Source organism: Calothrix sp. NIES-2100, from assembly GCF_963875285.1.
GTDB lineage: Bacteria > Cyanobacteriota > Cyanobacteriia > Cyanobacteriales > Nostocaceae > Aulosira.
In genome coordinates this window covers 3,023,590-3,049,443 of sequence record NZ_CAWNLA010000001.1, presented here as the reverse complement: position 1 = coordinate 3,049,443, position 25,854 = coordinate 3,023,590, and the positions used below count along the sequence as shown (strand labels likewise).

Below are 25,854 nucleotides of genomic sequence, written 5' to 3'. Positions count from 1 at the left end.
GAACTTAACGATAACCAAGACCATTCTTGACGGACTGAGCTCTGTTTAACCCAGTGAGCTACATGAACTTATCGGTTACGCATAACTATTTATTATACGTAAATTATCGGGTAATACTTAGTATTTTTGTTACAAAATAGAGAAGACTTATGCCCTCTGCCTTTTTCAAGCTAGTTCTTGCCTGTTTCCTGTTCCTGACTTAGTCAGATGGCAGAATGAATATGGACTATGACTTTTGGCGACCTATTCAAATATCCAAAACTGTGATAGGAATCAACAATTGATCATTTAGTTGTCCAATTCCCAAAAACAGAGTCTCTTCTTGATACACTCGCATCATCCCCGATATCTCTTCTTTTACAGGAATTCGCTGCCCTTGACGCCATTTTTGCGCCGATTCTGCTGGTAAAATTACTGTTGGCAGATGTAGTAAAGCAGCATCAGGGGCAATTGGTTGAAATGTCCCAGTTTGCAATTGAGTTTCTAAATCGCTCAAAGTTAAACTATCTGCTAAATCAAAACCGCTGCTTGCGGTGCGTATCAAAGCGGCGAGGGTTCCACCAGTTTGTAAGGTTGCACCTAAATCACGAGCGATCGCTCTAATATATGTACCACTACCACAAGCGATCGCCAAATCTAATTCGGGAAATTCTCCTTCGCGCCAAGCCACAATTTCTATCTGAAAAACTTCTACCGTCCTAACTGGAACTTCTACCTGTTCCCCACGCCGTGCTAAATCGTAGAGGCGTTGACCATCAACTTGAATGGCGCTGTAACTGGGGGGAATCTGCGCGATTTTACCCTCAAATTGCGGTAATATAGCTTTCACCTCTGGCAAACTCAAACCAGGACAAGGTGCAGAAGTAATAATTTCCCCTTGTAAATCGTCGGTTGTCGTTTGCACACCAAACCTGATAGTAGCCTGATACGCTTTATTACCTGGTAAATACTGCAATAATCTGGTAGCTTTACCAAATGCGATCGGTAACACACCAGTAGCGGCTGGATCTAAAGTACCTGCATGTCCCACACGTTTGAGGCGCAGGAGTTTACGCACCCGCGCCACACAATCATGAGAAGTCCAATCAAATGGTTTGTTTAAATTTAAAAAACCTTGCACAATAGAATTCAAAATTTTAGGATAGGCGCACTTTCAACAATAAATTTGGCGAAAGTCATCATATTAATTGTAAGTAGGTTGGGGCAATTAAAATAGTCATTTGTCATTTGTCATTTGTGGTGGCGTTATATTCGTTCTCAGCCTTCCACCGTCAGCATACAAGGTTAATCAGCTTACCACGGAAGCGAAATATCTCTAAAAACCTCTTTTCTTTGCGTCCTTTGTGTTCTACCCTGCGGGAAGCCACTGACGCTCCTTCTCCCAAGGGGAGACGCTACGCGAACGTCGCTACCGCTGACGCTCGAAGACTCGCTAACGCTAACGTGTCTAATGCGGTTCGTTTTTCTGTTAATACTGCATCAGACCCATAGGTGCATTTTCATACAAAAACTGGATAAAAACTTAAAAAAATAATCAAACAGATACATCTTTCAGGGCGGGGTCTCCCCACCCTTTACAAGCATCCTTAACCAGCAATAGTAGAAGAAATGGGAATAAAGATGAAATCTACGGACATAAACATTGTAAAGACGCAACAGATTCAGCATCTACAATATTTTTGCCGAAATTTACAGAAAAATCATCACATGCAGCAGTGTAACTCCCACATCCAACATCCAAAAACCAAAATTGACTATCGAGTTGGGTGATTTTTTGATAGCTAGTTTAGCTTCTTTGCGATCGCTGTATACAGCTTGTGCTAATTCTGTTGTTTGTAGAGACTGCACAAAACTAACACTCAGAGGCTGACTAGATATAGCTTTAGCGTAGCCGGCGTTGAGGTAGGGAGAGTATTTTGCTATTCTGGCAACGTAAGTTTGAAAGAAAGGTAAACTCAAAGCATTGATGTAGTGGCGTGCAAGATCCGGACGATCGCCAATTACTTGGGACATATCTCCTACTACCTCATTTCCTTGATTACCATTACCAATGGTGGAAAAGTGGGTTCCACCTACCAGCATCACCAGATATTTTTGGGAATTAGCAAACCAGGAGAACGGTAAAATTTGCTCGAATAAGGCAGGTGCAACTGTATCATCACTGCTACCAACGAGCATAACTGGAATTTGAATTTGCCTCAAGCCTGTTTTGCCAAAAATCGAACTAGTGATCGGGTTAACTGCGATCGCGGCTTTAACTCTCTCATCCCGTAAGTTCAGTTCTTTAACCCTACCTTGGTTTAACGCCAAAGCGCGACACTGAAGCAGTAAAGACATATTCCAGGTATCTTGCAGTATCTCTGGCTGACAATCTTTGTGCAATTGAGCAAAGTTAATCTCCGCACCAGCTAAGGCTAAGGCTGTGTAACCACCTAAAGATTGACCGAAAACTCCAACTTGTTGCAGATTTAACAGTCCCTGAAATCTTGGATCGGACTCGTTAGCTTTTTCCAGTTCATTGAGTATGTATTTTACATCTAATGGTCTGTCTGTAAATTCATCTGCGTCGGCATTGACATTCCCCTGTCTAGTTCCAGAATGATTGGGGACAACGACAGCGAATCCATAGGAAGCTAAATGATTGGCTAGGTAACGAAAGTTGCTGCTGTCTGTACCTAAACCATGAGAAATCACAATCACTGGCGCGGGACTTTTGACATGGGGAATATATAAATCAGTTAACAATTCCCGCTGTCGTGACAAGTCGGAAAACTTGAGTATATATTCTTGCGCCCTAAATTGCCCTTGTTGCCGTAAATCTGGCAATTGGGAGAAATTTATTGACTCTTGGGTGGTAGCTTCGAGATTGGACTTTTTGCTAACTTCCGCGATCGCCCGACTGGTTTCAGTGATGATTTGCTCTAATTCTCCAGCTATTCCCATGCTGTGGGCTAAATCGATGTTAATGCTGCTGGTGGGATACTTCCGCAATAGATTTAATAACGTTAGTCCTCCCGGTTCCCCAGCAGCCCAAATGAAAGCCGATCGCAAAGTTTGAAATTCTGGTTGCGATCGCGGCGATAGCGAAGCGCTGCCGCCTACGGCAGATCGCGTTTTAATCGCTGCTGCTAACCGTTTGAGGATAAATTCTCCTTGTGGCGTATAGAGAAATTGTGAAACCACTACCGGATTCACTTTCACAGGAGTCACTAAAATTCGCCGTAATTCTTCGAGTTTTTTTGCTGGTAGATACTGTTGATAGATGGTTAGCTTGTCATCAATTACACCAGTTTGGGCATAGTTTTCTAAAGAATTGATCGGAAGAGAAAGTTTTAGGGCTGAATAAGAACCATAAACTTGTTCTGCTGCCATTACAGAATTACTAATTGCAAATATTGGCAGCACTATTGACAGAACCAGCAATAGCACAATTTTTACCAGGGTGCTGGCCCAATTACCAAACGAACTAATCATCGCTCAACTGTTTCGGTGATGTTGTTTCACGAGGCGTTGGCTTTGGTAGTTATTCAGACACCCTGGTAAGGTTATTAAATATTAATCGCCTCTTGATTATGGATTTTTTTGAGTTTTTACCTCTTTGTTACAATGCCAAAAATTAAATGTAACAAAGCCATGCTGATATTAAACATATCTATTTGGCAAGAGATTTACTCAATTGGTTGATGCTTATCGTGAAATCATAACAAAGAAAAAAATACCTTGCCTCAGTATTTCTAATGTAACTTTGATCCAATGATTCATCTATTACAATTAATAACCAGTAAAAACTCTGAAATTATAGTAATTATTCGGTTTTTCCGAGAGCGATCGCCGCCGCCCCAGTCACAACTAAAACTGCTCCTAAAACTCCTAACAATGTGACTTTTTCCGGTAGTATTAGGGAGGGGGCAATTACTGAGACAGCCCACATTGCTATTAAAGTGACAATCGGAGCTAATGTTAATACAGCACTCACCCTTGATGCTTCCCAATGTGCCAATGATTCCGCAAAAGCACCATAGGCAATGAGAGTATTTAAAGCACAAAAAATCAATGCATAAAGCTGCAAATTGCTGAGTGTAAAAATTGTTTTAGCTGTACTAAATGGTGCGAATAAAAAAGCACATCCTCCGTAAACAATGAGCATAATTTGTGCAGAAGACAAAGACTGTAATAACTGCTTCTGCGCCAAAGCGTAAACAGCCCATGCTGCTGCTCCTAACACAATTAAACTACTACCATAAAGGTATGTATTGTGGGCTGTAAATAAATTAGTCAGTTGTTCGTGAAAAAACAAGATATAACCAAGAGTAAAAATACCAACTCCTAGCCATTGATAGATTTGATAACGTTCTTTAAAGATAACTAACCCTCCCAAACTTAAAAAGACAGAAGAAAATTGAATAATTACTTCAGCATTCGTCGGTGATGTCAGTGCTAAACCCTGTAAAAACAAAAAGTAATTCATCCCCAAAAAAATTGAGGCGATCGCTAATAATTTCAGAGAAGCAGAACGTAATTGCACTAGAGTTGGTAACTTACCCTGTGACCATAAATATACAGCCAACAAGCCAAAGGACACTGAGAAACGAAACCAAATAACTGTGTAGGCATCAAGTGCTTGCAGTGTTACTGTTAGGGCAATAGGTAGAATTCCCCACAAAAAAACAGTTAATAATGATAAAGCTAGCCCTAACTGCCAGCGACCAGAACTTTGATGCATAGTTAAGGTAAAGATAAAATTATATATTTTATCTAGTGGTCTGCCACATTAATTTTGATCGACTGCGAGATCCCCGACTTCTTCAAGAAGTCGGGGATCTGAACCCTCCCAACACCTCATAATTTTTGATGCTTGTGCTTGTTGAATCCACCGACTGAAGTCATGAGTGCGAATTTATAACATCAAACTACCAGCTTGAAAAATTTGTTGCGCAGTCAGATTTAGTTGGGGAAAAGTAGGTGATACAATGCGGTCATCACCTCTAAATTGGGTAACTTGGTATTCACCATCGATTAATAGATAAACAGATAGAGTAGGCTGTTTAGGGTTACCAGTAAACTTTTTAGCGCCTAGACCGAGATAATCTACAACCCAGTATTCAGGAATTCCAATACCCTCATACTTACCTTGTTTTGTATAGTAATCATCATCCCAGTTGGTACTAACTACCTCAACTACTAAAGGAATTGATGCTGCAAAGGATACAGTTGATGCTTTTTTCCACAAAGGCTCATTTACTAAATTAAGGCGATTGAGTAATAGTACATCTGGAGAATAAGCAGATTCCGAGGTAGAAGGTTTTATCAATGCAGTTTTGGGGATGATATAAGGTAGGTTTAATCTGTCAAATTCTACAGTTAGTTTTCTGGCTATAAAACCAACAACGTCTTCATGGTCTCCCGTTGGTTGTGCCATTTCCACAATTACCCCATCATGTAGTTCATACCTTCCGCCTTCAGGTCGCCAAGCTGCAAAATCTTCAAATGTTACTAGTTTGGCTTTGGCTTGAATCATAAATTGCCTACCTCGACTGCTATTGACCAGAACTAAGGTAAAAATAGAATTATATATTTTATCTCATGGTCTGCCACATTAATTTTGATCGGTCGTAGTTAGGACTTCAGTCCTCTGGTTTAGGACTAAAGTTCTAAGTACGATTCTTACAAGTTGTAAATGGGATTGCATAATCTCTCTCCTCAAAACATAGTATAAAAGAATACTTATTTATTAGTAATATGTTTGTAAAATTCAAAACTTTATTCAAACAGCCAGCGATTATTTCTAGCGCGGCGATCGCCGTTTTACTACTCTTAATTCAGAAAATAGGAGTGTTAGAGCCGTTAGAATTAAAAGTTTACGACCAGATGATGCAATTGCGTTCCGATCCAGGGACAGATCCACGGTTGTTAATTGTAGCTGTGGGTGAAAAAGACCTGCAAAAATGGAATTGGCCGCTCAAAAGTGAAATTCTCGACCGGGCATTAGGTAAACTTGAGGAATATGAACCACGCGCCATAGGTTTAGATATTTTTCGTGATTTACCTGTACAGCCCGGACACGAAAAACTACTCAAACGCCTACAAGAAAGTGATATTATCGTCCCCATCTGCAAACATTCGGAAACTGGAAGTGCTGGACATCCCGGAACACCACCCCCCCAAGGGATAGAAGCAGAAAGAGTCGGATTTAGTGATGTTGTTGAAGATACTGATGGGACAATTCGTCGCAATTTATTATTAGTCAGTACAGATGCTGCCGATCCTTGTAAAAGCCTTTCTTCCTTGAGCTGGCAATTAGCACTCAAATATTTGGCAGTAGGAGGGATTCAAGCACAATTCACCCCTAACCGAGAACTGCAACTAGGTAATATTATCTTAAAACCTTTACAACCCCACGCTGGTGGTTATCAAAAAGCCGATACAAGTGGCTACCAAATCCTGCTCAACTATCGTTCTGCGCGTCAAATTGCCCAGCAGGTTACAATTACAGAACTACTAAACGACCAAGTTAAACCAGATTTAGTCAAAGACCGCATCGTCTTAATTGGTTCCACCGCAGCTAGTCTGAATGATATTTTCAATACACCTTACAGCAGTGGTAAATCAGATAGTTCTGGCAAAATGTCAGGAGTAGAGATTCATGCTCAAAGTGTCAGTCAAATTCTGAGTATTGTTCTGAACAAACAGCCCTTGTTCTGGTTTTTACCTAGTTGGGGAGAAATTTTGTGGATTTGGGGATGGACTTTCGTTGGTGGATTAATCGCTTGGCGCATTCACCATCCAGTGAGCTTAGGACTGGCAGAAGTAACAACCCTATTAGTATTATTTGGGAGCAACTTTGTGATTTTTACGCAAGCGGGGTGGTTTCCGGTAGTATCTCCCAGTTTGGGGTTAATACTTGCTGCTGGTAGTGTCCTCGCTTATAGCTCCTATCAAAGTAAACAAGAACAGGCAGCAATTCTGCAACGGGTACAAGAGCAAAAAGAACTAATTGCGCAATTGCAAGCCTTTACTGTCCAAACTGGAACTCCCAGAGATGAACAACCGACACTAACCAGAACCTTATATCCAGCGCAGCAAGCAGTTCCATCAACCACAGTACTCAACAAGCGCTATCAAATCGTTAATAATTTAGGTGCTGGTGGATTTAGCTATACCTACGTGGCTGTTGATATTCAGCGTCCTGGTAATCCTCAGTGTGTAGTCAAACAGTTAAGACCTGCTCATCAAGATACAGAATATTTAAGTGTTCTGAGACGCTTATTCAAGACCGAAGCAGCAATTTTAGAAATTTTGGGTAAACATTCACAAATACCCCACCTGCTAGCTTTTTTTGAAGAAAATCAGCAGTTTTATCTAGTGCAAGAATTTATTTCTGGTCATCCGCTTTCGGAAGAACTCACTCCTGGTAAGCGTTTAAAACAAGCTGAAGTTATAGCCATCCTCAAAGAAATTTTACCAGTGCTGATTTTTATCCACAGCTACGGTGTAATTCATCGAGATCTCAAACCAGGTAATTTGATTAGACGCAAAGCAGATGGACATATAGTTGTAATTGACTTTGGTGCTGTCAAGCAAGTTCAACCACAAGAACAAGAAAATCAAACTATAGCCATTGGTACTCCTGGCTATGCGCCTGCGGAACAGATGAGTGGTCAACCAACACTTAACAGTGATATTTATGCATTAGGTATGATTGGTATCCAAGCTTTAACTGGTATATATCCAAAACTCTATCGCAGAGATGTAAATACAGGTGCAGTGATTATCCAAGTCGAATCTCAAACCAATGAACAAATATGGCAGTATTGGTGGGAGTTAGGGGAAACTACAGAAGAATTTAGAAAAATTATGAATAAAATGGTACACTTAGACTTTACGCAACGATATCAGTCAGCGATCGCAGTGTTGAATACTTTGGAAAATCTTTAGAATTGGGCATTGGGTATCTGAATAGATGACTACTGATGTAGCGACTGTCTTGTATCTTAACAGTTCTGCAACTTGCTCAGTGCTGTTGCCAAATATACATACTGTTCGGGAGTATTATAAATTTGCGCGGATATCCGCACTAATAGCCGTGGCGATTCATACCAAGGTACTACCTGGACTTGAATGCCAAAGTTATCAAATAACTCATCGTGTACAGCCAGAAAATGGCGATTGTCCCATGCAGCAGGCAATGGTATAACTGCCATAGAACCAATCATCTCCTCTGGACAAGGCGGTAACACTCCTAAAGCTTGACAAAGTACCTGTCTAGCTTCTAATACTAGCTGATGATTTCGTTGCCTTAACTCACTCCAACCACCTCTTAGCAATGAACCCATAAAAGCGATCGCATCCGGGATGCACATATAAGCGGTAGGATCGTCTGTACCAGTCCAATCGAATTCTAATTGAAAGCGTGTTTTATCAGTTCTCGGTGAATTTGCACCATGACTAATTGTCAAGGGACGTATTTGAGACTGTTTATCCCGTTGCACATACAAAAATGCTGCACCCTTGGGCGCACATAGCCATTTATGACAATTGCCAGTGTAATAAGTTGCGCCAATTTCGCGCAAAGAAAGCGCTATCATCCCAGGAGCATGAGCGCCATCTATAAGTATATCGACACCAAGCTGTTGCAATTGTTGAACTAATTGCTGAATCGGGAAAATTAATCCTGTTTGGCTGGTAATATGATCTAAAAGGGCTAATCGCGTCTGCGGGGAAACTCGCTCCATTACCGCTGCTATTACCTGCTGTGGCGAGTCAATCGGAAAAGGAATCTGTGCTATGACGATTCGCGCCCCAGTGCGACTGGCAATAAAATCTAGAGCATTACGACAAGCGTTGTACTCGTGGTTAGTGGTGAGAATTTCGTCTTCAGCACAGAACGAGAGCGATCGCAATACCGAATTAACACCAGTCGTGGCATTGTTGACAAATACTAAATCTTGGCTATCAGCACCAACAAACTCTGCCAGTTGATTCCTAGCATGATCTAGCAGTGGTTCCCATTCTCTACCAAAAAAGCGGATTGGTTCAATTTCGAGTTGTGATCGCAATTTTTGCTGAACAGCTAGCACCGCTTTTGGACAAGCACCAAAAGACCCATGATTGAGAAACGTCACTCCTGGATCGAGTGACCAAAATTCCTGAAAATCTGAAGTTTGAAGTGTGAATTTTCCTTCTTCATCCTTCATCTTTCATCCTTTATCCTTTTTTAACTCCCCAGGCTGGATTCGAACCAGCGACCAATCGATTAACAGTCGATCGCTCTACCACTGAGCTACTGAGGAACGCTCACGATTTATAATAGTAGAGTAAAACATAGGTTTTGGCAAGTACTCCGCCAAATTTTTTTTTAACTTCCGAACTGGAGGACTTTGGCAGCAGTAGACCCTAACTAGCAAGACTATTTCAAGCCCATTCGCAGTTCCGCCAAACGCTGGCGGGATTTGGCATCTATGGAATTAGCTAAAAATCTGCTATGAGATTTTTTGCGTGATTGATATTTATTTCGCATCCGACAAACTGTCATTTCCACATCGCCACATAATTGGTGTGCAGACAACCATTCAGCTCCATACCCTTGTACCATCAGCTGCTGTGCCCGATCTGAAGTGGCGACAATCACGCGAGAAATTCGAGATTGTGCTATTTCGTAGCGTAAAGAGGCACAAGATTTTTCAATGTATGTATCTGCCGTCTGCCCAAAATCAGTGTAATGAACTGATAAAAGCTCTGTAATAATTTCTTTATTGCTAGCGGAATTTTGATATTGGGCATCAAAAACTATTTGCGTGTCATAACCTTGAAACGAGCTGTAACTAGTCATCGTTTCCACTAATTCCATTCTTGCTGCTTCTAGCCCTGAATTATCACGGGTTCTCTTTAGACAAGGCCAAGCGCCGATTATATTGTAGCCGTCTACTAATAAAACGGCTTGGGATGAGGGACGAGGCATGGTTTTTAATCACAGTTATATAGAGTTGGCAAAATTCGTTCATAACTTTATATAGTAATTGAAGCATTGCTTGTAACACTATGTTACATTAGTTAAAACTTGTCCGATCGGATTATGTAAAAACTTGAAAAGCTCATTTTTCTACGTCTTTTGAGTTCTTTAAATTATTGGTGTTGGATTATGAGCTTAAGACAAAGAACTGAAAAATCTCTATTTTTCAGATGCAGCTTGATCTAGTTGCATCAAAGTTGCGGGTACTAGAAGCAAGCGCATGGAAGCAGAGATAGCCACAGGAGACTTTGACACATCCCTATAAAAATACTTACTGCTTGCGGAAAAAGCGATCGCCCAACAGAAAATCATTAATTTTTTTTAATTAGTAGCATAAGCTACTGAAAAAATATTGGGGATAAGAAAATAACCAACCAACAGCAAGCATAAGAGTTTTTACCGAAGAAAGGCGCTAGGCCTGGAGGCAGCTATGCTGAAGGAAGAAAATACATTTTTTGCCCTCTGCACCTCTAACGCACTGACTCACCTTTGCATGAGACAGAATTTATGGAAGTCGGCGGGAAACTCCCTCCCCTTGAGTGGGTGCAGAGGGATAGCCGCCCGCCGACTTGGGGCATTGGGCATTGGTGGTTTTTTTCCATGCCCCATGCCCCATGCCCAAAAACTCCATCCCAAGAGTGGGTGGAGTTTTTTATCCTGTGTAAATCTGGAATAGCGTCAGTTTTTATTGTTATTAGTTGTAAACTAGGGAAAAAGTATTTACCAAAAAGCTGAGGTTTTTGCCGAATCAAGAAAGCCGAGTTTTTAATTTTGGATAAAGTCGAACTAAGGACTTTTAAAACTTATTCTTATAGTTAATATTTAGTTTATAAAAAACATGGAATAAATCTAGTTATCAGAATTGAGAATTTGGATTTTATTAAAGCGCTTTATATCGGTTGCATTACTGGGGTTTGAGAAGATACTAAATGAATGAAGATAATTTAATCGGAACAATCCTGCGGAATCGCTATAGTATTATTGATTCCTTGGGGAATGGTGCATTTGGTAAGACTGATTTAGCTAATGATTTAGATTTACCAGGACAACCTGCGTGTGTTGTTAAGCATCTCAAACCAATTGATCCGAAAATTGTGGTTGCGACTTATGCTAAAGAGCGATTTGAGAAAGAAGCGCAAACTTTATATCGGCTTGGTAATGAACACAATCAAATTCCTCAACTTTTTGCCCACTTTCAGGAACACCAGGAATTTTATTTAGTTCAAGAATTTGTTGAGGGACATGATTTAACTAAAGAAATCAGTCCTAGTTCTTCTAAACCTGAAAAATTCGTTTTTAAGTTGTTAAACGATATCTTAACAGTTTTGGCTTTTGTCCATCAACAAAATGTCATTCATCGAGATATTAAACCGCAAAATTTAATGCGGCGAAAAACAGATGGAAAAATAGTGCTAATTGATTTTGGGGCGGTGAAGAAAATCAGCAAATGATGAGATTTGGCAAAAATTACGATTGGTAATTGTTCATTCCAAGGAAGTTTATATTCCCCTCAATATTAATCAATCACCTTTCAATGTGGGATTGCCAATTGATTTACCATAATTTAATCAATCCCAAGTACAAGAATTGGTACAAAAACACCAACTTAATTGGACAGAAGCAGAAATTACACAATTAATGAAAATGCTTGGTGGACATCCTTACCTCGTCAGGCGATCGCTCTATGAAATCGCCCGTAGCAGAATTACAATGTCGCAATTATTACGCACTGCACCCACGGAAGAAGGGATGTTCAGCGACCATCTGCGCCGCCATCTCTTGAATTTGCAGGAGGATGCCAATTTAGTTACTGCTATGAAAAAGGTGATTGCTAATACCAATCCTGTGCGGTTAGAAACTGCTCTAGCTTTTAAATTACGCAGTATGGGTTTAGTGAGGTTGCAGGGTAATGATGTCATACCTTTATGTGATTTGTATCGCTCATACAAGAAACAAAACCCCTGGCTTTTGGTTTAGCAACGAAAATTAAAAATCCCAAGGCGTTGTTAAGAGAGGTATTGAAATGGACAGGCGGACAACCTTTTATGACGCAAAAGATTTGTCGGTTGATATCTTCTACCTCACCGCTTAACTTCCTAACAGCAAGTCAGGAGGAGGGAGAAAATGGAGTGATGAATAATAATGATGTAATTGAGGAAGATAAAATTGCCGAATGGGTAGAAAATTTGGTGCAAAGCCTGGTAATTTATAACTGGGAACACCAAGATGAACCAGAGCATTTAAAAACTATTCGTGACCGAATTTTACGAGGTAGTGGAGAGCGGACAGGGAGATTGTTGGGGCTATATCAACAAATTTTACAAAACGAAGAATTAGCTGATGATAATAGTTTAGAGCAAACCCAATTGCGGTTAACGGGTTTGGTGGTGAGGCGTAATAGTAAATTGCGAGTTTATAATCGCATTTATGGAGAAGTTTTTCATGATAATTGGGTGGAAACTGCCCTGAGGGAATTGCGCCCTTATGGCGAAGCGTTGAGGGGTTGGATAGATTCAGGAAAGAAAGATGAATCATGGCTGTTACGTGGGCGAGTTTTGCAAGATGCTTTGGCTTGGGCATCTGGTAAAAGTTTGAGTAATGAAGATTATGAGTTTTTATCTGCCAGCCAAGAATTTGATAAATGGGAAATTAAACAGGCGAATGAAATATTAGAAAAAGCCAGAAAAAAAGCCCAGAGTCAAATTAAAATTGGCAGTGCAATTTTGATATTTTTTATCATTTTGGCATTAATCGCTGGGGTATTTGCAACTTATGTAACTCAACAAGCGCGGGACGCTAAGGAACAAGCGCAGGAAGCTCAGGAAGGCATCAAATTGGAACAAGCAGGAGTGACTGCGTTGGAAAGGTTCCAATCATTCCCGTCTGAACGCTTGGAAACATTAGTATCAGCGATGGAAACTGGGCAAAGATTGAAGGAACTGGTTAAGGACGGACGGCGATTAGAAAAATATCCAGCTACCAAGCCGATATTGGCTTTACAAACAATTTTGGACAATATTTGGGAACGCAATCAACTCCAAGGGCATCAGAGCAGAGTCTACAGTGCCGATGGAAAGCTGATTGTCACTGCATCAGATGACAAAACCGCCCGTGTGTGGGATATCACTGGCAAACTGCTCGCCGACCTCAAAGGGCATGAGGAAAGGGTCAACAGCGCTAGCTTTAGTGCCGATGGACAGCGGATTGTCACTGCATCATTGGACAATACTGCCCGTGTGTGGGATATCAACGGCAAACTTTTGGCTGACTTTAAAGTGTATGAGGGCGATGTCAACAGTGCCAGTCTTAGTGCTGATGGACAGAGAATTCTCATCGCATCAAGTTACGGTAATCCTAAGGTGTGGCGGGTTGGTGGGTTGGATGACTTGCTAGGGCGGGGTTGCGACTGGCTCAAAGATTACCTCGCCACCCATGACGAAGCACGGGAGAGGCTGAAAATATGTCAAAGCCCTAACGAAATCTAAAGTGTAATATTGAAACACGGTAGGGGCGGGGAGACCCCAGACCTACGACAATTGGAAATTACATCACCGAATGCGGATTAGTATGAGATGCGATTTTGCCAGCAATAAAGGGTTATGGGCGTTTTCCGTCCCTGTTTTCTCGTAAAATAGCGATCGCCTTGAGAGTGAAAATCAGTATATTGAAAAGTTCTTGTGAAGTTAGCTTGAAGAATCAGCGATCGCCCTGACATCGACATTTATAGTTGCTACTATGGGCATATATACAGAACGCCTTATACAGAACCTAATTATCCTGTTCTTTTCTCTGAAGAAATATGAACCAAATCAAAACCCCCCTTGAAAATCAAGGGGGTTATTTTTATCTGGGTAGTGGCATGACTACTGAAAAACACCCAATTTGATCACAAAATGGGTGCAACATCAATATAATATGTAATATCGACAAACAACAGCTAGCTGGGAGACACTTCCATCAACCGCTGTTTCAGACGCAGGGCTTCACCTTGATCTACAAGAGAACCTTTTTCTAACAAAAAAGCCCCATCACAGTAATTCAACTCATCAAGGCGATGGGTTACCCACAAAGCTGTGATTCCACGAGTTTTGACCAGGCGACGCACACTAGCCACCAAATCCAATTGGCTATCGGGATCTAATAAAGCAGTGGGTTCATCTAATAATAGGACTTCACAATGACGGGCGATCGCACCTGCGATCGCTACCCGCTGTTTCTGTCCCCCACTGAGAGCATAGATCGGCCGGCGTTGCAGAGATTGTAAATTTACTGCTCCTAAAGCCTCCTCGACTCTGGCTCTGACTGTAGCAGTTGGCAATTTTTCTTCCACTAATCCAAAAGCCACATCTGCACCAACTGTTGGCATTACTAGTTGATGATCGGGATTTTGGAAAACAAAGCCAACGGGATGCAAAACCCCAATTTCACCTGATGTGGGAGCTAATAGTCCTGCTAAGAGTCTGAGTAAAGTTGATTTACCACTGCCATTTGTCCCCAAAAGCATCCAAAACTCGCCCTTTGGTACTTCTAAAGAGCAAGATTTAATTGCTTTCTCGCCACTAGGCCAATTGAACTGTAAATCATGAACTGCAATGCCCACTTTCGCCATTTATCCAACCTGCTCACTCAGTAGTTAGAGCCACAAAACCAGGGGGTCTACCACTACTAGTAGTGACACCATCTTTCTGAAGAATCTGCACCCCAGAAATTTCACTAGCACGAACAGCAATTTTTTTCTCTGTCTTGCCCTCACATTTTAGTTCCACAATGTCAGGGTTACCAGACCGCATGGCTGCCAAAATTAACTGGTAGACAGCCTCAGCATCCTCTGCTGACTTACGTTGCACTGATAATGGATAAGCAGTGTTTCTGACCGTTAAGTCGATGGTAAACATTTAGCATTAATCAATTTAACTGTAGCACTCATTCTAGCGCTAGCTGCCGGAATACTGGTGTAGGGAGATGGGGGAAGGGGGAAGGGGGAAGGGGGAAGGGGGACAAGGGGGACAAATGACTATATGCCTATTGCCTTCTTGACAAATGACCAATGACAAATGACCAATGACCAATGACAATCTATACAAATCTTAAAAAAAATTAAAAATCACCTAGAAAAATTAGAGATTTGCACTTAATATGATTAGAGTCAGTAAAAAATTGTAAACTGGATTGACAACCCAGTAAACTTTCTGTTTATGGAGAGCTAAAAAATAATAGCGATCTATAATACAGAAGTAAAAACCTGTACTTATAAACTTTTGGAGATTTTCTGTAATGACCATCGCAGTTGGACGCGCCCCCAGTAGAGGGTGGTTTGACGTTCTAGACGACTGGTTGAAGCGCGATCGCTTCGTGTTTGTCGGTTGGTCAGGGGTACTGTTGTTCCCCTGTGCTTTCCTGGCACTAGGCGGTTGGCTCACAGGTACAACCTTCGTCACGTCATGGTACACCCACGGTTTAGCATCTTCTTATTTAGAAGGCTGTAACTTTATCACCGTAGCCGTATCCACACCAGCAGATAGTTTGGGACATTCCCTATTATTGCTGTGGGGACCAGAAGCACAGGGAGATTTCACCCGGTGGTGTCAACTCGGCGGCTTATGGCCATTCGTCGCCCTACACGGAGCCTTTGGATTAATCGGCTTCATGTTACGGCAATTTGAAATCGCCCGTCTAGTCGGAATTCGCCCTTATAACGCTTTGGCATTTTCTGCCCCAATCGCGGTATTCGTCAGCGTCTTCTTGATGTACCCATTGGGACAATCAAGCTGGTTCTTTGCACCCAGCTTTGGAGTAGCAGGTATTTTCCGGTTCATTTTGTTCGTGCAAGGTTTCCATAACTTCACCCTCAACCCCTTCCACATGATGGGAGTAGCAGGTGTGTTGGGTGGTGCATTGTTGTGTGCGATTCATGGAGCAACAGTCGAAAACACCCTGTTTGAAGACGGCGAAGCAGCTAACACCTTCCGCGCCTTCAATCCGACTCAATCAGAAGAAACCTATTCAATGGTGACAGCAAACCGATTCTGGTCACAGATTTTCGGGATTGCATTCTCCAACAAACGCTGGTTACACTTCTTCATGTTGTTTGTACCAGTAACTGGACTGTGGATGGCAGCAATTGGCATCGTCGGCATTGCACTCAACCTGCGGGCTTACGACTTTGTGTCGCAAGAATTGCGCGCTGCTGAAGACCCAGAGTTTGAAACATTTTATACCAAGAATATTTTGCTGAATGAGGGTATCCGTGCTTGGATGGCTCCTCAAGATCAGCCCCACGAACAGTTTGTATTCCCTGAAGAAGTTCTACCTCGTGGTAACGCTCTGTAACTATCGTGGGTTAATTGAGCTTTAGCTTTAATTAGTCTTCAGTTTCCCTCACCTTTCGGTGGGGGATTTTTTATCGGGTTTCAACTAAAACAAAAAAACCCCCGCTTCTGCTTCGCAGTGAGCGATGAGATGAATTTTTGGAATCTCAGGGAATCGCTTAGTTTAATTGGTTGAGAAGCCTACACTGTAGTGCTTGCAGTCAGTGTACGATTATGTCATTTAATTTATCAGAAATTTGGGTTTAAAACTCCGTCCATAAGGAGCGGCTTTGTGCTAGTATACTAATGTACCGCAGGGCTTGCGGGAGGCGAAAGCCAAAGTCTGTGGAGCAAACATAAGACCGGAAAATGCTTTGGGCATGGAGGCAGTTGCGAAAAACCCGTAAGGGAAAGAAACAGAAACCCAAATCGTGAGGCTTGGGAATCCCCATGCATTCAGGCAGGGGAGGATGTCAAGTGCTATAGTTAATGAAGGTTCAAAACCCAGAGTTAAATACTCTGCCTTATTGAAACTAAGACCGCTTAGGCAACAAGGAGGTGATGCCCATGATAGAAAGTAGTAAACGCATGGGTCATCAGGTTGCAGTTAGCCGGCTGTGTGCTGGGGCTGTTCTCTAAAAGTTAGCCTTAGTTCTTTTGAAGATACTAAGTTTGACTCAAGTAGCTAGGCTAAGCTAGGAGTTCCTTCCAGCAGTCTGGTTGCAACCTGAAGACCCGACTAGACCGCTCTGACTTAGATCCACCGATCTAAATCAGAGCGGATAGTTTTTTATAGGCGTAAAAATACAGAGACAGATTACGTCGGACAAAGAAATTGTCATAAATACTACTATAATTAAAGGGATATTTGCATATGGCACAGCTACTCACCGAAGCGGAAATTCAACAACGGGTAGGTGTACTGTCGGGTTGGGCAGTGGAAGGGTCTAAATTAAAGACTATCCGTACCTTTAAAGATTTTATCCAGGCAATTGAATTTGTCAACAAACTGGTGGAACCTGCCGAGTCCGCAGGACATCATCCTGATATAGAGATTTCCTATAACAAAGTGAAAATCCAATTAACCACCCACGATGCAGGTGGTTTAACTGAGAAAGACTTTGATCTAGCAGCAGTAATTTCCCACATTAACCAGTAATTTCTTCAGAAAAGTACAATTAAAAAAATACAGGAGATAGAAGACAAGAGAAGATTTGTATGCTTACTCGTGTACGCAATTCATACTGATTACTTAGGTGAATAGGAATTTTAGTGAATTCTCTAGCGCTAATCGCTGCTTGAATGTATTAGGTTATGAGTGTGACAGTTGTTGAGGCGATCGCTTGGATGTTGCCAAGTCCTTGAGATGTTTTATAATGTTATGCTATAAAGGAGTGTTTTTGCATAAGTTAATTACATCAGTAATTAACATCAAGTTAATCGTTTATTAGCTAGGCAAAAACTAAAATTGTAGTAGTGGCAACTATGCCTCATCCGGAAGTCCGAAAAAGATGGCGCATATTTGAGAATAGGTGCAACGAACACAATTATCTATACAAGGTGTGAGGAGAAGAGAAAAAATGTCTAAATCTATATTGTGGAAATCCCTGGTCGTTAGTCCAGCAGTTTTGGGAGCAACGCTGTTAGTTTCAACAGCAGCAATGGCAGCTCCAAATACCACAGCAGAAGTACCATCCGAGAAGCAAGGGGCGGCTGAACTGGCTCAAAAGCCAGCAGAAATCATAGCTCAAGCAGCTCCCGCTAGCGATGATGCCAAAGTTCTAGAGCAAGTTAACCGCTACAGCAAAGAAGGTAGTAGTAACTCCCAGGCGCAAGTCACATCAGTTTCGCAATTTTCAGATGTTCAACCAACTGACTGGGCTTTCCAAGCATTGCAGTCCTTGGTTGAGCGTTATGGTTGTATCGCAGGTTATCCCAATGGAACCTATCGCGGTAACCGTGCTTTAACCCGTTATGAATTTGCGGCTGGTTTAAACGCCTGTTTGGATCGGGTTAACGAACTGATTGCGACAGCGACAGCTGACTTGGTAACAAAGCAAGATTTAGCAACCTTACAGCGGTTGCAAGAAGAATTTTCCGCAGAACTAGCAACCTTACGCGGTCGTGTTGATTCCTTAGAAGCACGTACTGCTGAATTGGAAGCCAATCAGTTCTCTACTACCACCAAACTAGTGGGTGAAGCTATTTTCGCCGTTAGCGATGCTTTTGGTGGCAGAACTGATAATGCCAACAATACAGTTTTCCAGGACAGAGTACGTTTAGGATTGGAAACCAGCTTCACTGGTAGAGACAAGTTGACAACTCGTCTGGCTGCTGGTAACGCATCAGCTTTCTCATTGAGAGACGAAGCTGGTAACGCTGTTCCTACCGCAGAAGGTACACAAACCTTTCAAGTTGGTAGCACTGGCAGCAACAGTGTGAGAATTGACCGCTTGACCTACGAAGTTCCTATCGGACCGGCTCAAGTTTACCTCGCTGCAAGTGGTGGTCGTCATAGCCATTATGCTGCTGTCAACAACCCCTACTTCTTCGACAAAACAGATGGTGGTAACGGCGCTTTGACTACCTTTGCGTCTGAAAGTCCCATCTATCGCATTGGTGGTGGAGCTGGTATAGCGCTCAATATACCTTTTAGCAGTGGTGGCAGTATCTTCAAACCAAGTTCTATTACTGTAGGCTACTTGGCTTCAGATGCGAATAATCCTGGTACTACAGCTACAGGTGCAGGAGCAGGTTTATTCAACGGTAACTATGCTGCTTTAGGACAGTTGAACTTTGCTGTAGGCGATCGTTTAGCATTAGCTGCTACCTACGTCCACGGTTATCACAGTGCAGGTAGTGCCTTATTTGATTCAGGTATAACTGCTGGTAGTGGTGATTCACCAATTGGTGGTGTCGTCGGTACTCGTCAAGCAAACCTGCTAACAGCCGCAGCTAACAGTAATTCCTACGGTATTTCCGCAGCCTTCAGACCCAGTGACAAATTGTCAGTTAGTGGGTTCGTTACGTACCACGATGTCAACGAAGTTGGTGCTGGTAACGATTTTGAAGCTTGGAGCTACGGTGGTGGTATAGCCCTACCTGACTTTGGTAAGAGAGGTAACGTACTGGGTATTTTCGCAGGCGCCGAACCCTATTCTCGCGGACGTGCAGTTCCCGGTGTAGCTGTTGGCGGTAATGCACCAATCCACGTTGAAGGCTTCTACAAATATCGCGTATCCGATAACATCTCCGTTACTCCTGGTATTATCTGGTTGAGAGCGCCTGGTCAAAACGACGCTGAAGAAAACGCATTCATCGGTACACTCAGAACCACATTTACCTTCTAGAACGTAGAGTCTGGCTCTGGTTTCAATCAGTGTACATAAAAATTTGAACTTGATTAATCCCCGCCTGATGGTGGGGTTTTTTTATGCTGGGCTGCGAGATCCTCGACTTCTTTAAGAAGTCGGGGATCTGACACCTCGCAACCTCTCATAACTTATATAGTGAAACACTACCGGAAGGGTGAGGGGCTTTTTTGCTAAAAAGGGATACTCCCCAAAAACCCCAGTGAATAACCGGAGTATACTAGAAAAAGTATGAAGTATGAAAAATTTTGATCCTTCATACTTTATCCTTCATTCTTAATTGCTACTTGTGGAAATATCCTGTAAGTCTGAATACGCAATCCTAGCCTTATTAGAAATGGCAACTCATTATCAAAGCGGCGAACCGATGCAAATTCGGCAAATTGCTGCACAACAAAACATACCCGATCGCTATTTGGAACAGCTGCTAGCAACCTTGAGGCGTGGGGGTATAATCAAGAGTCAAAGAGGGTCTAAAGGTGGCTATCTATTGGCACGAGAACCCAAGAAAATTACTATTTTCGAGATATTGGAATGCTTGGAAGGAATGGATGTACGGGCAGAACCAGCAGACAATAATCGCAGAACTATAGATAGCGGAGTAATAGCAGAAATATGGCAAGAAGCTTGTCAGGCGGCAAACTCAGTGTTTCAAAATTATTCACTTCAGGATCTTTGTGAAAAAAGAGATTCTCGGCGGCAGTTGGATATCATGTACTACATTTAGTCAATAGTCAATAGTCATTTGTTAGATATTCAATGAGTTAGAACTATTGATCGTTGACCGTTGACTCATAACTAAATAACTAAGGAATAATTATGCGAATTGCTAGTAACATTACAGAACTCGTTGGACGTACACCTTTAGTCAAACTAAACCGTATTCCCCAAGCCCAAGGGTGTGTAGCCCAGATTGTGGTGAAATTGGAAAGTATGAACCCATCTGCATCAGTTAAAGACAGAATTGGGGTAAGTATGATTAGTGCTGCCGAAAAAGAGGGGTTAATTACTCCGCAAAAAACAATATTGGTGGAACCTACTTCAGGTAATACAGGAATTGCTCTGGCAATGGCAGCGGCTGCCAAGGGTTATCGGTTAATTTTAACTATGCCCGAAACGATGAGTGGGGAACGAAGGGCAATGTTGCGGGCTTATGGAGCTGAACTGGAACTAACACCAGGAATTGAAGGTATGAGTGGAGCGATTCGGCGGGCACAGGAGATAGTGAACACAACGCCCCATACCTATATGTTGCAGCAGTTCCGCAATCCAGCGAATGCTAAAATACATCAAGAAAGTACCGCCAAAGAAATTTGGGAAGATACTGATGGGCAAGTAGATATGATTGTGGCAGGAGTGGGAACAGGTGGTACGATTACTGGAGTAGCAGAAGTAATCAAAGCACGCAAGCCGACTTTTCAGGCGATCGCAGTTGAACCAAGTAATAGCCCAGTATTATCTGGGGGAAGACCAGGGGCACATAAAATTCAAGGAATTGGTGCTGGTTTTATTCCCCAAGTACTGAAGCTAGAATTGATTGATGAAGTGATTACGGTCACCGATGAAGATGCGATCGCTTATGGTCGGCGTTTAGCCAGAGAAGAAGGGTTACTATCTGGAATTTCCAGTGGTGCAGCTTTATGTGCCGCTGTTCGTGTTGCCCAGCGAAAAGAAAACGAAGGGCGTTTAATTGTAGTCATTCAGCCAAGTTTTGGAGAAAGGTATTTAACTACGCCATTATTTCAAGATTTGGAGGAGAGAGTCGCAACTAGCATCAGCTAGCTATAAATTTGGATTAATGGTCGATTATAACCACTACGAAATTCTCAAAGTTAACCCCAATGCTAGCCAGGCGGAGATTAAGCAAGCTTATCGCCGCCTGGTGAAATTATTTCATCCTGATAGTAATCAGCAAACAGCAGATAAAGAGCAGATTATCAGGATTAATGCGGCTTATGAAGTTTTAAGTGACACTGAAGCCCGCTTAAATTACGACCAACAACTAAAAGATAGTTCAGAGAAATTAAATAGCCGACAACAGCGTACAGCATCCGCACAAAGGCATTACCAAGCGACAAGAAAAACCGGGAAAGATGCTGATGAACTAGTTGAAGAATGGCTGCGCCTAGTTTATCAACCAGTCAACCGGATACTTTCTCATATTCTCAATTCTCTACAAGAGCAAATCGATGAACTAGCCGCCGATCCCTTTGATGACGAATTATTAGAAGAATTTCAAGAATATTTAGACAGATGTCGTCGTGATTTTAAGCAAGCACAAATTACCTTTCGTTCTCTACCCAATCCTCCTAGTTTAGCCAGAGCCGCCGCCCATCTCTACTACAGCCTCAATCAAGTTGGAGATGGTATAGAAGAATTGGCATATTTTCCCATGAATTATGATGAGCGCTATTTGCACACAGGACAAGAATTGTTTCGCATAGCGAAGAAATTGCACTACGAAGTGCAAGCTTCAGTTAAGTAAGAGGCTGTTTGAAAAGTGGTCTGCTGTGATTTTAAGCACCTATGTGGCGAAGTCTCCGCACCAGCAGCCAGCACAGTACTGAAACATTCATATTTGTAATTCCCAGTCTGATATTCAGGAATTTTATGGATATGGATATTATTCCCGTCGCTACAGGTAAAGAATTTAGTTTATGCTGGAAACAGAGAAACATTAAGAAATTTTAAATTTTGTTCCCAGTGTACTCATGCAATGTATCGTAAATCGCCGCGCTCAGTTTTCGGCAAGTCATCGCTATTGGTTGCCAGAACTGAGTGAAGCTGAGAACATTCAGCAATTTGGTGCCTGCTCTAAATTTCCCGGACACGGACATAACTATGTCTTATTTATTTCCCTGATTGGGGAATTGGATGAATATGGCATGGTTTTGAACTTGTCTGATGTGAAACAGGTAATCAAACAAGAAGTTACAAGCCTTCTGGACTTTTCTTATCTCAACGATGTGTGGACAGAATTTCAACAAACTCTGCCCACCACTGAGAATATTGCACGGGTTATCTGGCAACGGTTAGCACCCCACTTGCCTTTAGTCCGTGTGCAGTTATTTGAACATCCTGAACTTTGGGCAGATTATATGGGAAACTCAATGGAAGCCTACCTCACCATTAGCACTCACTTTAGCGCCGCCCATCGGCTGGCTCACCCGAATTTAAGTAACGAAGAAAATACAGAGATTTACGGTAAGTGTGCGCGTCCCCACGGACATGGACATAACTACCATCTAGAAGTCACCGTTAAGGGGGAGATTGATCAACGCACAGGTATGATTGTGGATTTAGGCGCGTTGAATCAGGTGATAGAAGATTATGTGGTAGAACCATTCGATCACACCTTTTTAAATAAAGACATTCCCTACTTTGCCGAAGTAGTGCCTACTGCTGAGAATATCGCACTTTACATTAGTAATTTATTGCGATCGCCTGTGCAAAAATTAGGAGCCAAGCTGCACAAGGTTAAGCTGATTGAAAGCCCGAATAACTCCTGCGAAATTTACTGTACTGATTCGGAAGCCAATTCAGTCAGTGCAACAGCAAATCAGCCAGTGTTAGCGCGGGTTTAACGAGAATGCTCCCGTAGGGGTGGGGTTTCCCCGCCCTTGACGACAATCCATGACACGCAATCATTTTGAAAAATGGTGCAAAATCTCAGTCAAGAGAATCCGAGACTAAAAAAATTTACTGACTAAGCAGTGGAATCCAGGTAGCAAAGGACTTGTCAATTCATCTTCACTAAATAAAGTGTACGCTAGCTTTAAAATTGCCTGTTCGCGACGATAAACTTCTACTTTCCTTTGAATGCGATCGCAAATCCAATATTCTTGAACTCCCTGTACTGAGTAAAGCTTCAGTTTTGACTCTTGATCGCGCTTCTCATTTTTTTCACCAGGAGATAGAACCTCTACCACTAACTCTGGTGCGCCTGTTAGGTGTCCCGCTTCATCTAACAAGCGTTCTAAGCGTTCATGACTTGCCCAAACTACATCAGGAATCACATTATCAGCATCTGAGAAAATAATTCCCGGTGCGATCGCTGCCTTCCCAAGACCAGTTTCATCTGACCAATTATTAAGAACTGTAACAATATTGCCACAACTCGATTGATGCTCCCAGTGAGGTGATCTAGTCACGAATAATTCTCCATCAATAATCTCATAGCGATTTCTGCGATCGCCTGCAAATAACTCAAGATCGGCAGTAGTCCAACGCACTGGAGTTGTTTGCATAAAACCCCCTAAGCAATTTCTTCATTATATTTTAGAAAAATTATTTATAAATATCGTCGTTTGGCTTGCCGTCGCAAATAACGATAGATGAAATAGGCGATCGCGGCAAAATTTAAATTTATTAACAACCGAGTCAGTACATACCACAGGACAATCGGAACAAAAACCTGCTGCCAACTTAGGGGACTGAGCTTTCTCGCTAAGAGAAAAAACCCAAAAATCGCATTTCCCCCTAACATCAGTGCAAATCCTACTAAACCCATTTGCCAGTAACGGTGCTGGGGTGTGTGAGCAGATATGAGAGTAATCGGCGGTTTACCTTCCACTCGGCGCAATAATTGTTCCATCCGCCAAAACATCCACAACTGAAATGGAAAAAAGGCATAGTTGAGGAATCGCAGAGAAGGTAAATACCCCCCAGCAATAGATAAAAAATTCACTATGGCATGACAGACAACAGAATTTAGCCAAGCACTGAACAAGCAATTTCTCTTGTGATTTAACCTCATGCCTAGGGCGTAGCCCCAAGGCGCAGAGAACATCGCATGAACTGGTGTACCAATAGTACGGTCAAGAATTGGTGCTGTGTTGTAAAAAAAGTAAATCCAGTTTTCTTCGGCAGTGAATCCCAAAGCCACAGCTATAGTGAATAGGAAAACAGTGCTGGGGCGTAATTGATACCTGCGTTGTAGATAGTAGGTGGGAATGATCACCGTTACTAACTTACAACCTTCTTCAATCGGCCCAATTTCCAAAAGTTGCCGCAAGGCAATACCAGGAAGTGAAGAGTTTATTTGTCGCCAATTCACAACCCAATTGGCGACAGTTTCAAAAGCTATTTCTAAGCGGAGGGCGACAAAACCAGATATTGCCCCACAGATAAATAACAACAGTAACCTGAATAATGCTGGGGCAGTGAAAACACGGTAATAGTAGTACAAAAGCAACAGTAGTGGTGGTATGACTGCCCACAGCAGGACAACAAAATCAGCCACGCACTTGCGCAATTACTGTACGATGACGGGGGCTGTTACTGGTGATTGTGGGAGTTTGGAAACCAGCCTCAACTAAGGCTTGTTCAATATCTAAGTTGAAGTATTCATCTAGATAAGGTTCAGTACTTTTAAGCAGCGTCAAAATATAAGGTGGCATTTTCACAAACGCTTCTGATTTAGGATTCATGTCCATAATTCCCAAGTGCCCACCGGGACGCAGCAAACGCCGCGCCTCTTTTAAAATCTGCTTGGTTGGCGACTGGGGTAATTCATGACAAACCAGAAAAATGGAAACTAAATCAAAACAAGCATCTGGTAATCCTGTAGTTTCGGCTGGTGCATGAACCCAGTTAATATTTGCCTGACGTTGCTGCGATCGATATTCGGCTACAGCTAAGAAGTAGGGAGATAAATCTAAACCTGTGATTTTGGCTTGGGGATAAAGTGCTTGTAAGGCAAAGGTACTCATACCCACACTGCATCCCATGTCTAAGATGTCTTGCGGTGGGTTAGGGATTTGGTTCTTTAAGATATCGTGGTAGTTTTGGCGTAATCTGACATCACCTTCCGCCTCAGCACCTTGCCAAATCTTAGCATGAACAGCATAAGCAGCAGGTTCTACCTCAAAAGCAGCTTGCCAACTTAAATTTCCGGTTTCATAGGCGTGGAATGAGGTGAGGTAGTAGTCTGGGTAGGAAAGCTGAGGATTTTCTACTTTAGCTAAATCATTTGTCCAATCACGCGCAAGAAGTAGAACAACTTCTTGCGTCCAAGGTACGCCCATTTTTTCGGCACGTTTAATCATCATCTGTCTAGCGCGGTGCTTGGCTAAGTTGGCTAAAGGCTTAATTGCCAATACGCCATTTACCAAGCGGGAAGCTAAACCAGGAGCATTATTTACAGCAGCAGTCATAGGATCAATTT

23 protein-coding genes, 1 tRNA gene and 1 pseudogene are annotated in these 25,854 nt (G+C 42.3%); 11 read left to right on the top strand and 14 right to left on the bottom strand.

Annotation, left to right across the window (positions count from 1 at the left end; translation table 11 throughout):
• Positions 1-247: 247 nt before the first annotated feature.
• The 4 genes from truB to AACU32_RS12895 all read right to left on the bottom strand — a co-directional run bounded on the left by truB (position 248) and on the right by AACU32_RS12895 (position 5,518).
• Positions 248-1,120, bottom strand: a complete 873-nt coding sequence (gene truB / locus AACU32_RS12910) for a tRNA pseudouridine(55) synthase TruB (RefSeq protein WP_096600054.1) — start codon at positions 1,118-1,120, stop codon at positions 248-250.
• A gap of 569 nt (positions 1,121-1,689) precedes the next feature.
• Positions 1,690-3,474, bottom strand: a complete 1,785-nt coding sequence (locus tag AACU32_RS12905) for an alpha/beta hydrolase (RefSeq protein WP_096600052.1) — start codon at positions 3,472-3,474, stop codon at positions 1,690-1,692.
• 331 nt (positions 3,475-3,805) lie between these two features.
• Positions 3,806-4,723 (bottom strand): DMT family transporter, encoded by a 918-nt coding sequence (locus tag AACU32_RS12900; RefSeq protein WP_096600050.1) that lies wholly within the window; start codon positions 4,721-4,723, stop codon positions 3,806-3,808.
• Positions 4,724-4,897: 174 nt separating this feature from the next.
• On the bottom strand, positions 4,898-5,518 hold the full coding sequence (locus AACU32_RS12895; protein WP_096600049.1) for a Uma2 family endonuclease: 621 nt from the start codon (positions 5,516-5,518) through the stop codon (positions 4,898-4,900).
• Between the two features lie 221 nt (positions 5,519-5,739).
• Between AACU32_RS12895 and AACU32_RS12890 the strand changes: the two genes are divergently transcribed.
• On the top strand, positions 5,740-7,935 hold the full coding sequence (locus AACU32_RS12890; protein ID WP_096600047.1) for a CHASE2 domain-containing serine/threonine-protein kinase: 2,196 nt from the start codon (positions 5,740-5,742) through the stop codon (positions 7,933-7,935).
• Between the two features lie 56 nt (positions 7,936-7,991).
• Here AACU32_RS12890 and AACU32_RS12885 read toward each other — a convergent pair whose 3' ends face one another.
• From AACU32_RS12885 to AACU32_RS12870, 4 genes are all read right to left on the bottom strand, one after another.
• Positions 7,992-9,194 (bottom strand): aminotransferase class V-fold PLP-dependent enzyme, encoded by a 1,203-nt coding sequence (locus tag AACU32_RS12885; RefSeq protein ID WP_096600046.1) that lies wholly within the window; start codon positions 9,192-9,194, stop codon positions 7,992-7,994.
• Positions 9,195-9,218: 24 nt separating this feature from the next.
• Positions 9,219-9,290, bottom strand: a tRNA-Asn gene (locus AACU32_RS12880).
• A 116-nt stretch (positions 9,291-9,406) separates the two neighbouring features.
• Entirely contained in the window at positions 9,407-9,958 is a 552-nt protein-coding gene (locus AACU32_RS12875; protein ID WP_096600044.1) for an NYN domain-containing protein, read from the bottom strand.
• 210 nt (positions 9,959-10,168) lie between these two features.
• Entirely contained in the window at positions 10,169-10,321 is a 153-nt protein-coding gene (locus tag AACU32_RS12870) for a hypothetical protein (protein ID WP_339377828.1), read from the bottom strand.
• A gap of 617 nt (positions 10,322-10,938) precedes the next feature.
• Here AACU32_RS12870 and AACU32_RS12865 point away from each other — a divergent pair.
• From AACU32_RS12865 to AACU32_RS12855, 3 genes and pseudogenes are all read left to right on the top strand, one after another.
• Positions 10,939-11,460: a protein kinase domain-containing protein gene (locus AACU32_RS12865; protein WP_096600041.1), complete on the top strand. Its 522-nt coding sequence runs from the start codon at positions 10,939-10,941 to the stop codon at positions 11,458-11,460.
• A 22-nt stretch (positions 11,461-11,482) separates the two neighbouring features.
• Positions 11,483-11,986: pseudogene (locus tag AACU32_RS12860) on the top strand (AAA-like domain-containing protein).
• Between the two features lie 68 nt (positions 11,987-12,054).
• Positions 12,055-13,494: a WD40 repeat domain-containing protein gene (locus AACU32_RS12855; RefSeq protein ID WP_096600039.1), complete on the top strand. Its 1,440-nt coding sequence runs from the start codon at positions 12,055-12,057 to the stop codon at positions 13,492-13,494.
• Between the two features lie 77 nt (positions 13,495-13,571).
• Here AACU32_RS12855 and AACU32_RS12850 read toward each other — a convergent pair whose 3' ends face one another.
• From AACU32_RS12850 to AACU32_RS12840, 3 genes are all read right to left on the bottom strand, one after another.
• The gene (locus AACU32_RS12850) at positions 13,572-13,730 is read right to left on the bottom strand and encodes a hypothetical protein (protein WP_339377827.1); all 159 of its coding nucleotides are present in this window, start codon (positions 13,728-13,730) and stop codon (positions 13,572-13,574) included.
• A 216-nt stretch (positions 13,731-13,946) separates the two neighbouring features.
• The gene (locus tag AACU32_RS12845) at positions 13,947-14,618 is read right to left on the bottom strand and encodes an ABC transporter ATP-binding protein (protein WP_096600037.1); all 672 of its coding nucleotides are present in this window, start codon (positions 14,616-14,618) and stop codon (positions 13,947-13,949) included.
• Between the two features lie 13 nt (positions 14,619-14,631).
• A complete protein-coding gene (locus AACU32_RS12840) occupies positions 14,632-14,904 on the bottom strand; it encodes a hypothetical protein (RefSeq protein ID WP_096600035.1) in 273 nt (90 codons plus the stop codon).
• A gap of 379 nt (positions 14,905-15,283) precedes the next feature.
• Here AACU32_RS12840 and psbD point away from each other — a divergent pair, with 379 nt between their 5' ends.
• The 7 genes from psbD (at position 15,284) to AACU32_RS12805 (ending at position 23,272) form a co-directional block, all read left to right on the top strand.
• Positions 15,284-16,339 carry a photosystem II D2 protein (photosystem q(a) protein) gene (gene psbD, locus AACU32_RS12835; RefSeq protein WP_096600033.1) on the top strand — a complete coding sequence of 352 codons (1,056 nt, stop codon included), beginning with the start codon at positions 15,284-15,286 and terminating at the stop codon, positions 16,337-16,339.
• A gap of 852 nt (positions 16,340-17,191) precedes the next feature.
• A complete protein-coding gene (locus tag AACU32_RS12830; RefSeq protein WP_096600031.1) occupies positions 17,192-17,476 on the top strand; it encodes a 4a-hydroxytetrahydrobiopterin dehydratase in 285 nt (94 codons plus the stop codon).
• A gap of 421 nt (positions 17,477-17,897) precedes the next feature.
• Positions 17,898-19,667: an iron uptake porin gene (locus AACU32_RS12825; protein WP_096600029.1), complete on the top strand. Its 1,770-nt coding sequence runs from the start codon at positions 17,898-17,900 to the stop codon at positions 19,665-19,667.
• A 310-nt stretch (positions 19,668-19,977) separates the two neighbouring features.
• Positions 19,978-20,415, top strand: coding sequence for an RrF2 family transcriptional regulator (locus AACU32_RS12820; protein WP_096600027.1), 438 nt, complete (start codon positions 19,978-19,980; stop codon positions 20,413-20,415).
• Between the two features lie 92 nt (positions 20,416-20,507).
• The gene (gene cysK, locus AACU32_RS12815; RefSeq protein WP_096600025.1) at positions 20,508-21,470 is read left to right on the top strand and encodes a cysteine synthase A; all 963 of its coding nucleotides are present in this window, start codon (positions 20,508-20,510) and stop codon (positions 21,468-21,470) included.
• 16 nt (positions 21,471-21,486) lie between these two features.
• On the top strand, positions 21,487-22,173 hold the full coding sequence (locus AACU32_RS12810) for a J domain-containing protein (RefSeq protein WP_096600023.1): 687 nt from the start codon (positions 21,487-21,489) through the stop codon (positions 22,171-22,173).
• Positions 22,174-22,399: 226 nt separating this feature from the next.
• Positions 22,400-23,272 (top strand): 6-carboxytetrahydropterin synthase, encoded by an 873-nt coding sequence (locus AACU32_RS12805; RefSeq protein ID WP_096600021.1) that lies wholly within the window; start codon positions 22,400-22,402, stop codon positions 23,270-23,272.
• A 105-nt stretch (positions 23,273-23,377) separates the two neighbouring features.
• Here the strand turns inward: AACU32_RS12805 and AACU32_RS12800 are convergent, their stop codons facing one another.
• From AACU32_RS12800 to AACU32_RS12790, 3 genes are read right to left on the bottom strand one after another with little or no spacing between them, the layout of a single operon-like run.
• A complete protein-coding gene (locus tag AACU32_RS12800) occupies positions 23,378-23,935 on the bottom strand; it encodes a Uma2 family endonuclease (protein WP_096600019.1) in 558 nt (185 codons plus the stop codon).
• A gap of 44 nt (positions 23,936-23,979) precedes the next feature.
• Positions 23,980-24,930, bottom strand: a complete 951-nt coding sequence (locus tag AACU32_RS12795) for a PrsW family glutamic-type intramembrane protease (protein WP_096600017.1) — start codon at positions 24,928-24,930, stop codon at positions 23,980-23,982.
• On the bottom strand, positions 24,923-25,843 hold the full coding sequence (locus tag AACU32_RS12790) for a class I SAM-dependent methyltransferase (RefSeq protein WP_096600015.1): 921 nt from the start codon (positions 25,841-25,843) through the stop codon (positions 24,923-24,925). The genes AACU32_RS12795 and AACU32_RS12790 overlap by 8 nt, the downstream gene beginning before the upstream one ends.
• Between the last annotated feature and the right edge of the window lie 11 nt (positions 25,844-25,854).

Bases quoted from the DNA above. Each gene is read 5' to 3' on its own strand.
- AACU32_RS12905 (WP_096600052.1), bottom strand. From the start codon at position 3,474: ATGATTAGTTCGTTTGGTAATTGGGCCAGCACCCTGGTAAAAATTGTG.
- AACU32_RS12900 (WP_096600050.1), bottom strand. From the start codon at position 4,723: ATGCATCAAAGTTCTGGTCGCTGGCAGTTAGGGCTAGCTTTATCATTA.
- AACU32_RS12895 (WP_096600049.1), bottom strand. From the start codon at position 5,518: ATGATTCAAGCCAAAGCCAAACTAGTAACATTTGAAGATTTTGCAGCT.
- AACU32_RS12890 (WP_096600047.1), top strand. From the start codon at position 5,740: ATGTTTGTAAAATTCAAAACTTTATTCAAACAGCCAGCGATTATTTCT.
- AACU32_RS12885 (WP_096600046.1), bottom strand. From the start codon at position 9,194: ATGAAGGATGAAGAAGGAAAATTCACACTTCAAACTTCAGATTTTCAG.
- AACU32_RS12875 (WP_096600044.1), bottom strand. From the start codon at position 9,958: ATGCCTCGTCCCTCATCCCAAGCCGTTTTATTAGTAGACGGCTACAAT.
- AACU32_RS12870 (WP_339377828.1), bottom strand. From the start codon at position 10,321: ATGATTTTCTGTTGGGCGATCGCTTTTTCCGCAAGCAGTAAGTATTTT.
- AACU32_RS12865 (WP_096600041.1), top strand. From the start codon at position 10,939: ATGAATGAAGATAATTTAATCGGAACAATCCTGCGGAATCGCTATAGT.
- AACU32_RS12855 (WP_096600039.1), top strand. From the start codon at position 12,055: ATGACGCAAAAGATTTGTCGGTTGATATCTTCTACCTCACCGCTTAAC.
- AACU32_RS12850 (WP_339377827.1), bottom strand. From the start codon at position 13,730: ATGTCGATGTCAGGGCGATCGCTGATTCTTCAAGCTAACTTCACAAGA.
- AACU32_RS12845 (WP_096600037.1), bottom strand. From the start codon at position 14,618: ATGGCGAAAGTGGGCATTGCAGTTCATGATTTACAGTTCAATTGGCCT.
- AACU32_RS12840 (WP_096600035.1), bottom strand. From the start codon at position 14,904: ATGTTTACCATCGACTTAACGGTCAGAAACACTGCTTATCCATTATCA.
- psbD (WP_096600033.1), top strand. From the start codon at position 15,284: ATGACCATCGCAGTTGGACGCGCCCCCAGTAGAGGGTGGTTTGACGTT.
- AACU32_RS12830 (WP_096600031.1), top strand. From the start codon at position 17,192: ATGGCACAGCTACTCACCGAAGCGGAAATTCAACAACGGGTAGGTGTA.
- AACU32_RS12825 (WP_096600029.1), top strand. From the start codon at position 17,898: ATGTCTAAATCTATATTGTGGAAATCCCTGGTCGTTAGTCCAGCAGTT.
- cysK (WP_096600025.1), top strand. From the start codon at position 20,508: ATGCGAATTGCTAGTAACATTACAGAACTCGTTGGACGTACACCTTTA.
- AACU32_RS12810 (WP_096600023.1), top strand. From the start codon at position 21,487: ATGGTCGATTATAACCACTACGAAATTCTCAAAGTTAACCCCAATGCT.
- AACU32_RS12805 (WP_096600021.1), top strand. From the start codon at position 22,400: ATGCAATGTATCGTAAATCGCCGCGCTCAGTTTTCGGCAAGTCATCGC.
- AACU32_RS12800 (WP_096600019.1), bottom strand. From the start codon at position 23,935: ATGCAAACAACTCCAGTGCGTTGGACTACTGCCGATCTTGAGTTATTT.
- AACU32_RS12790 (WP_096600015.1), bottom strand. From the start codon at position 25,843: ATGACTGCTGCTGTAAATAATGCTCCTGGTTTAGCTTCCCGCTTGGTA.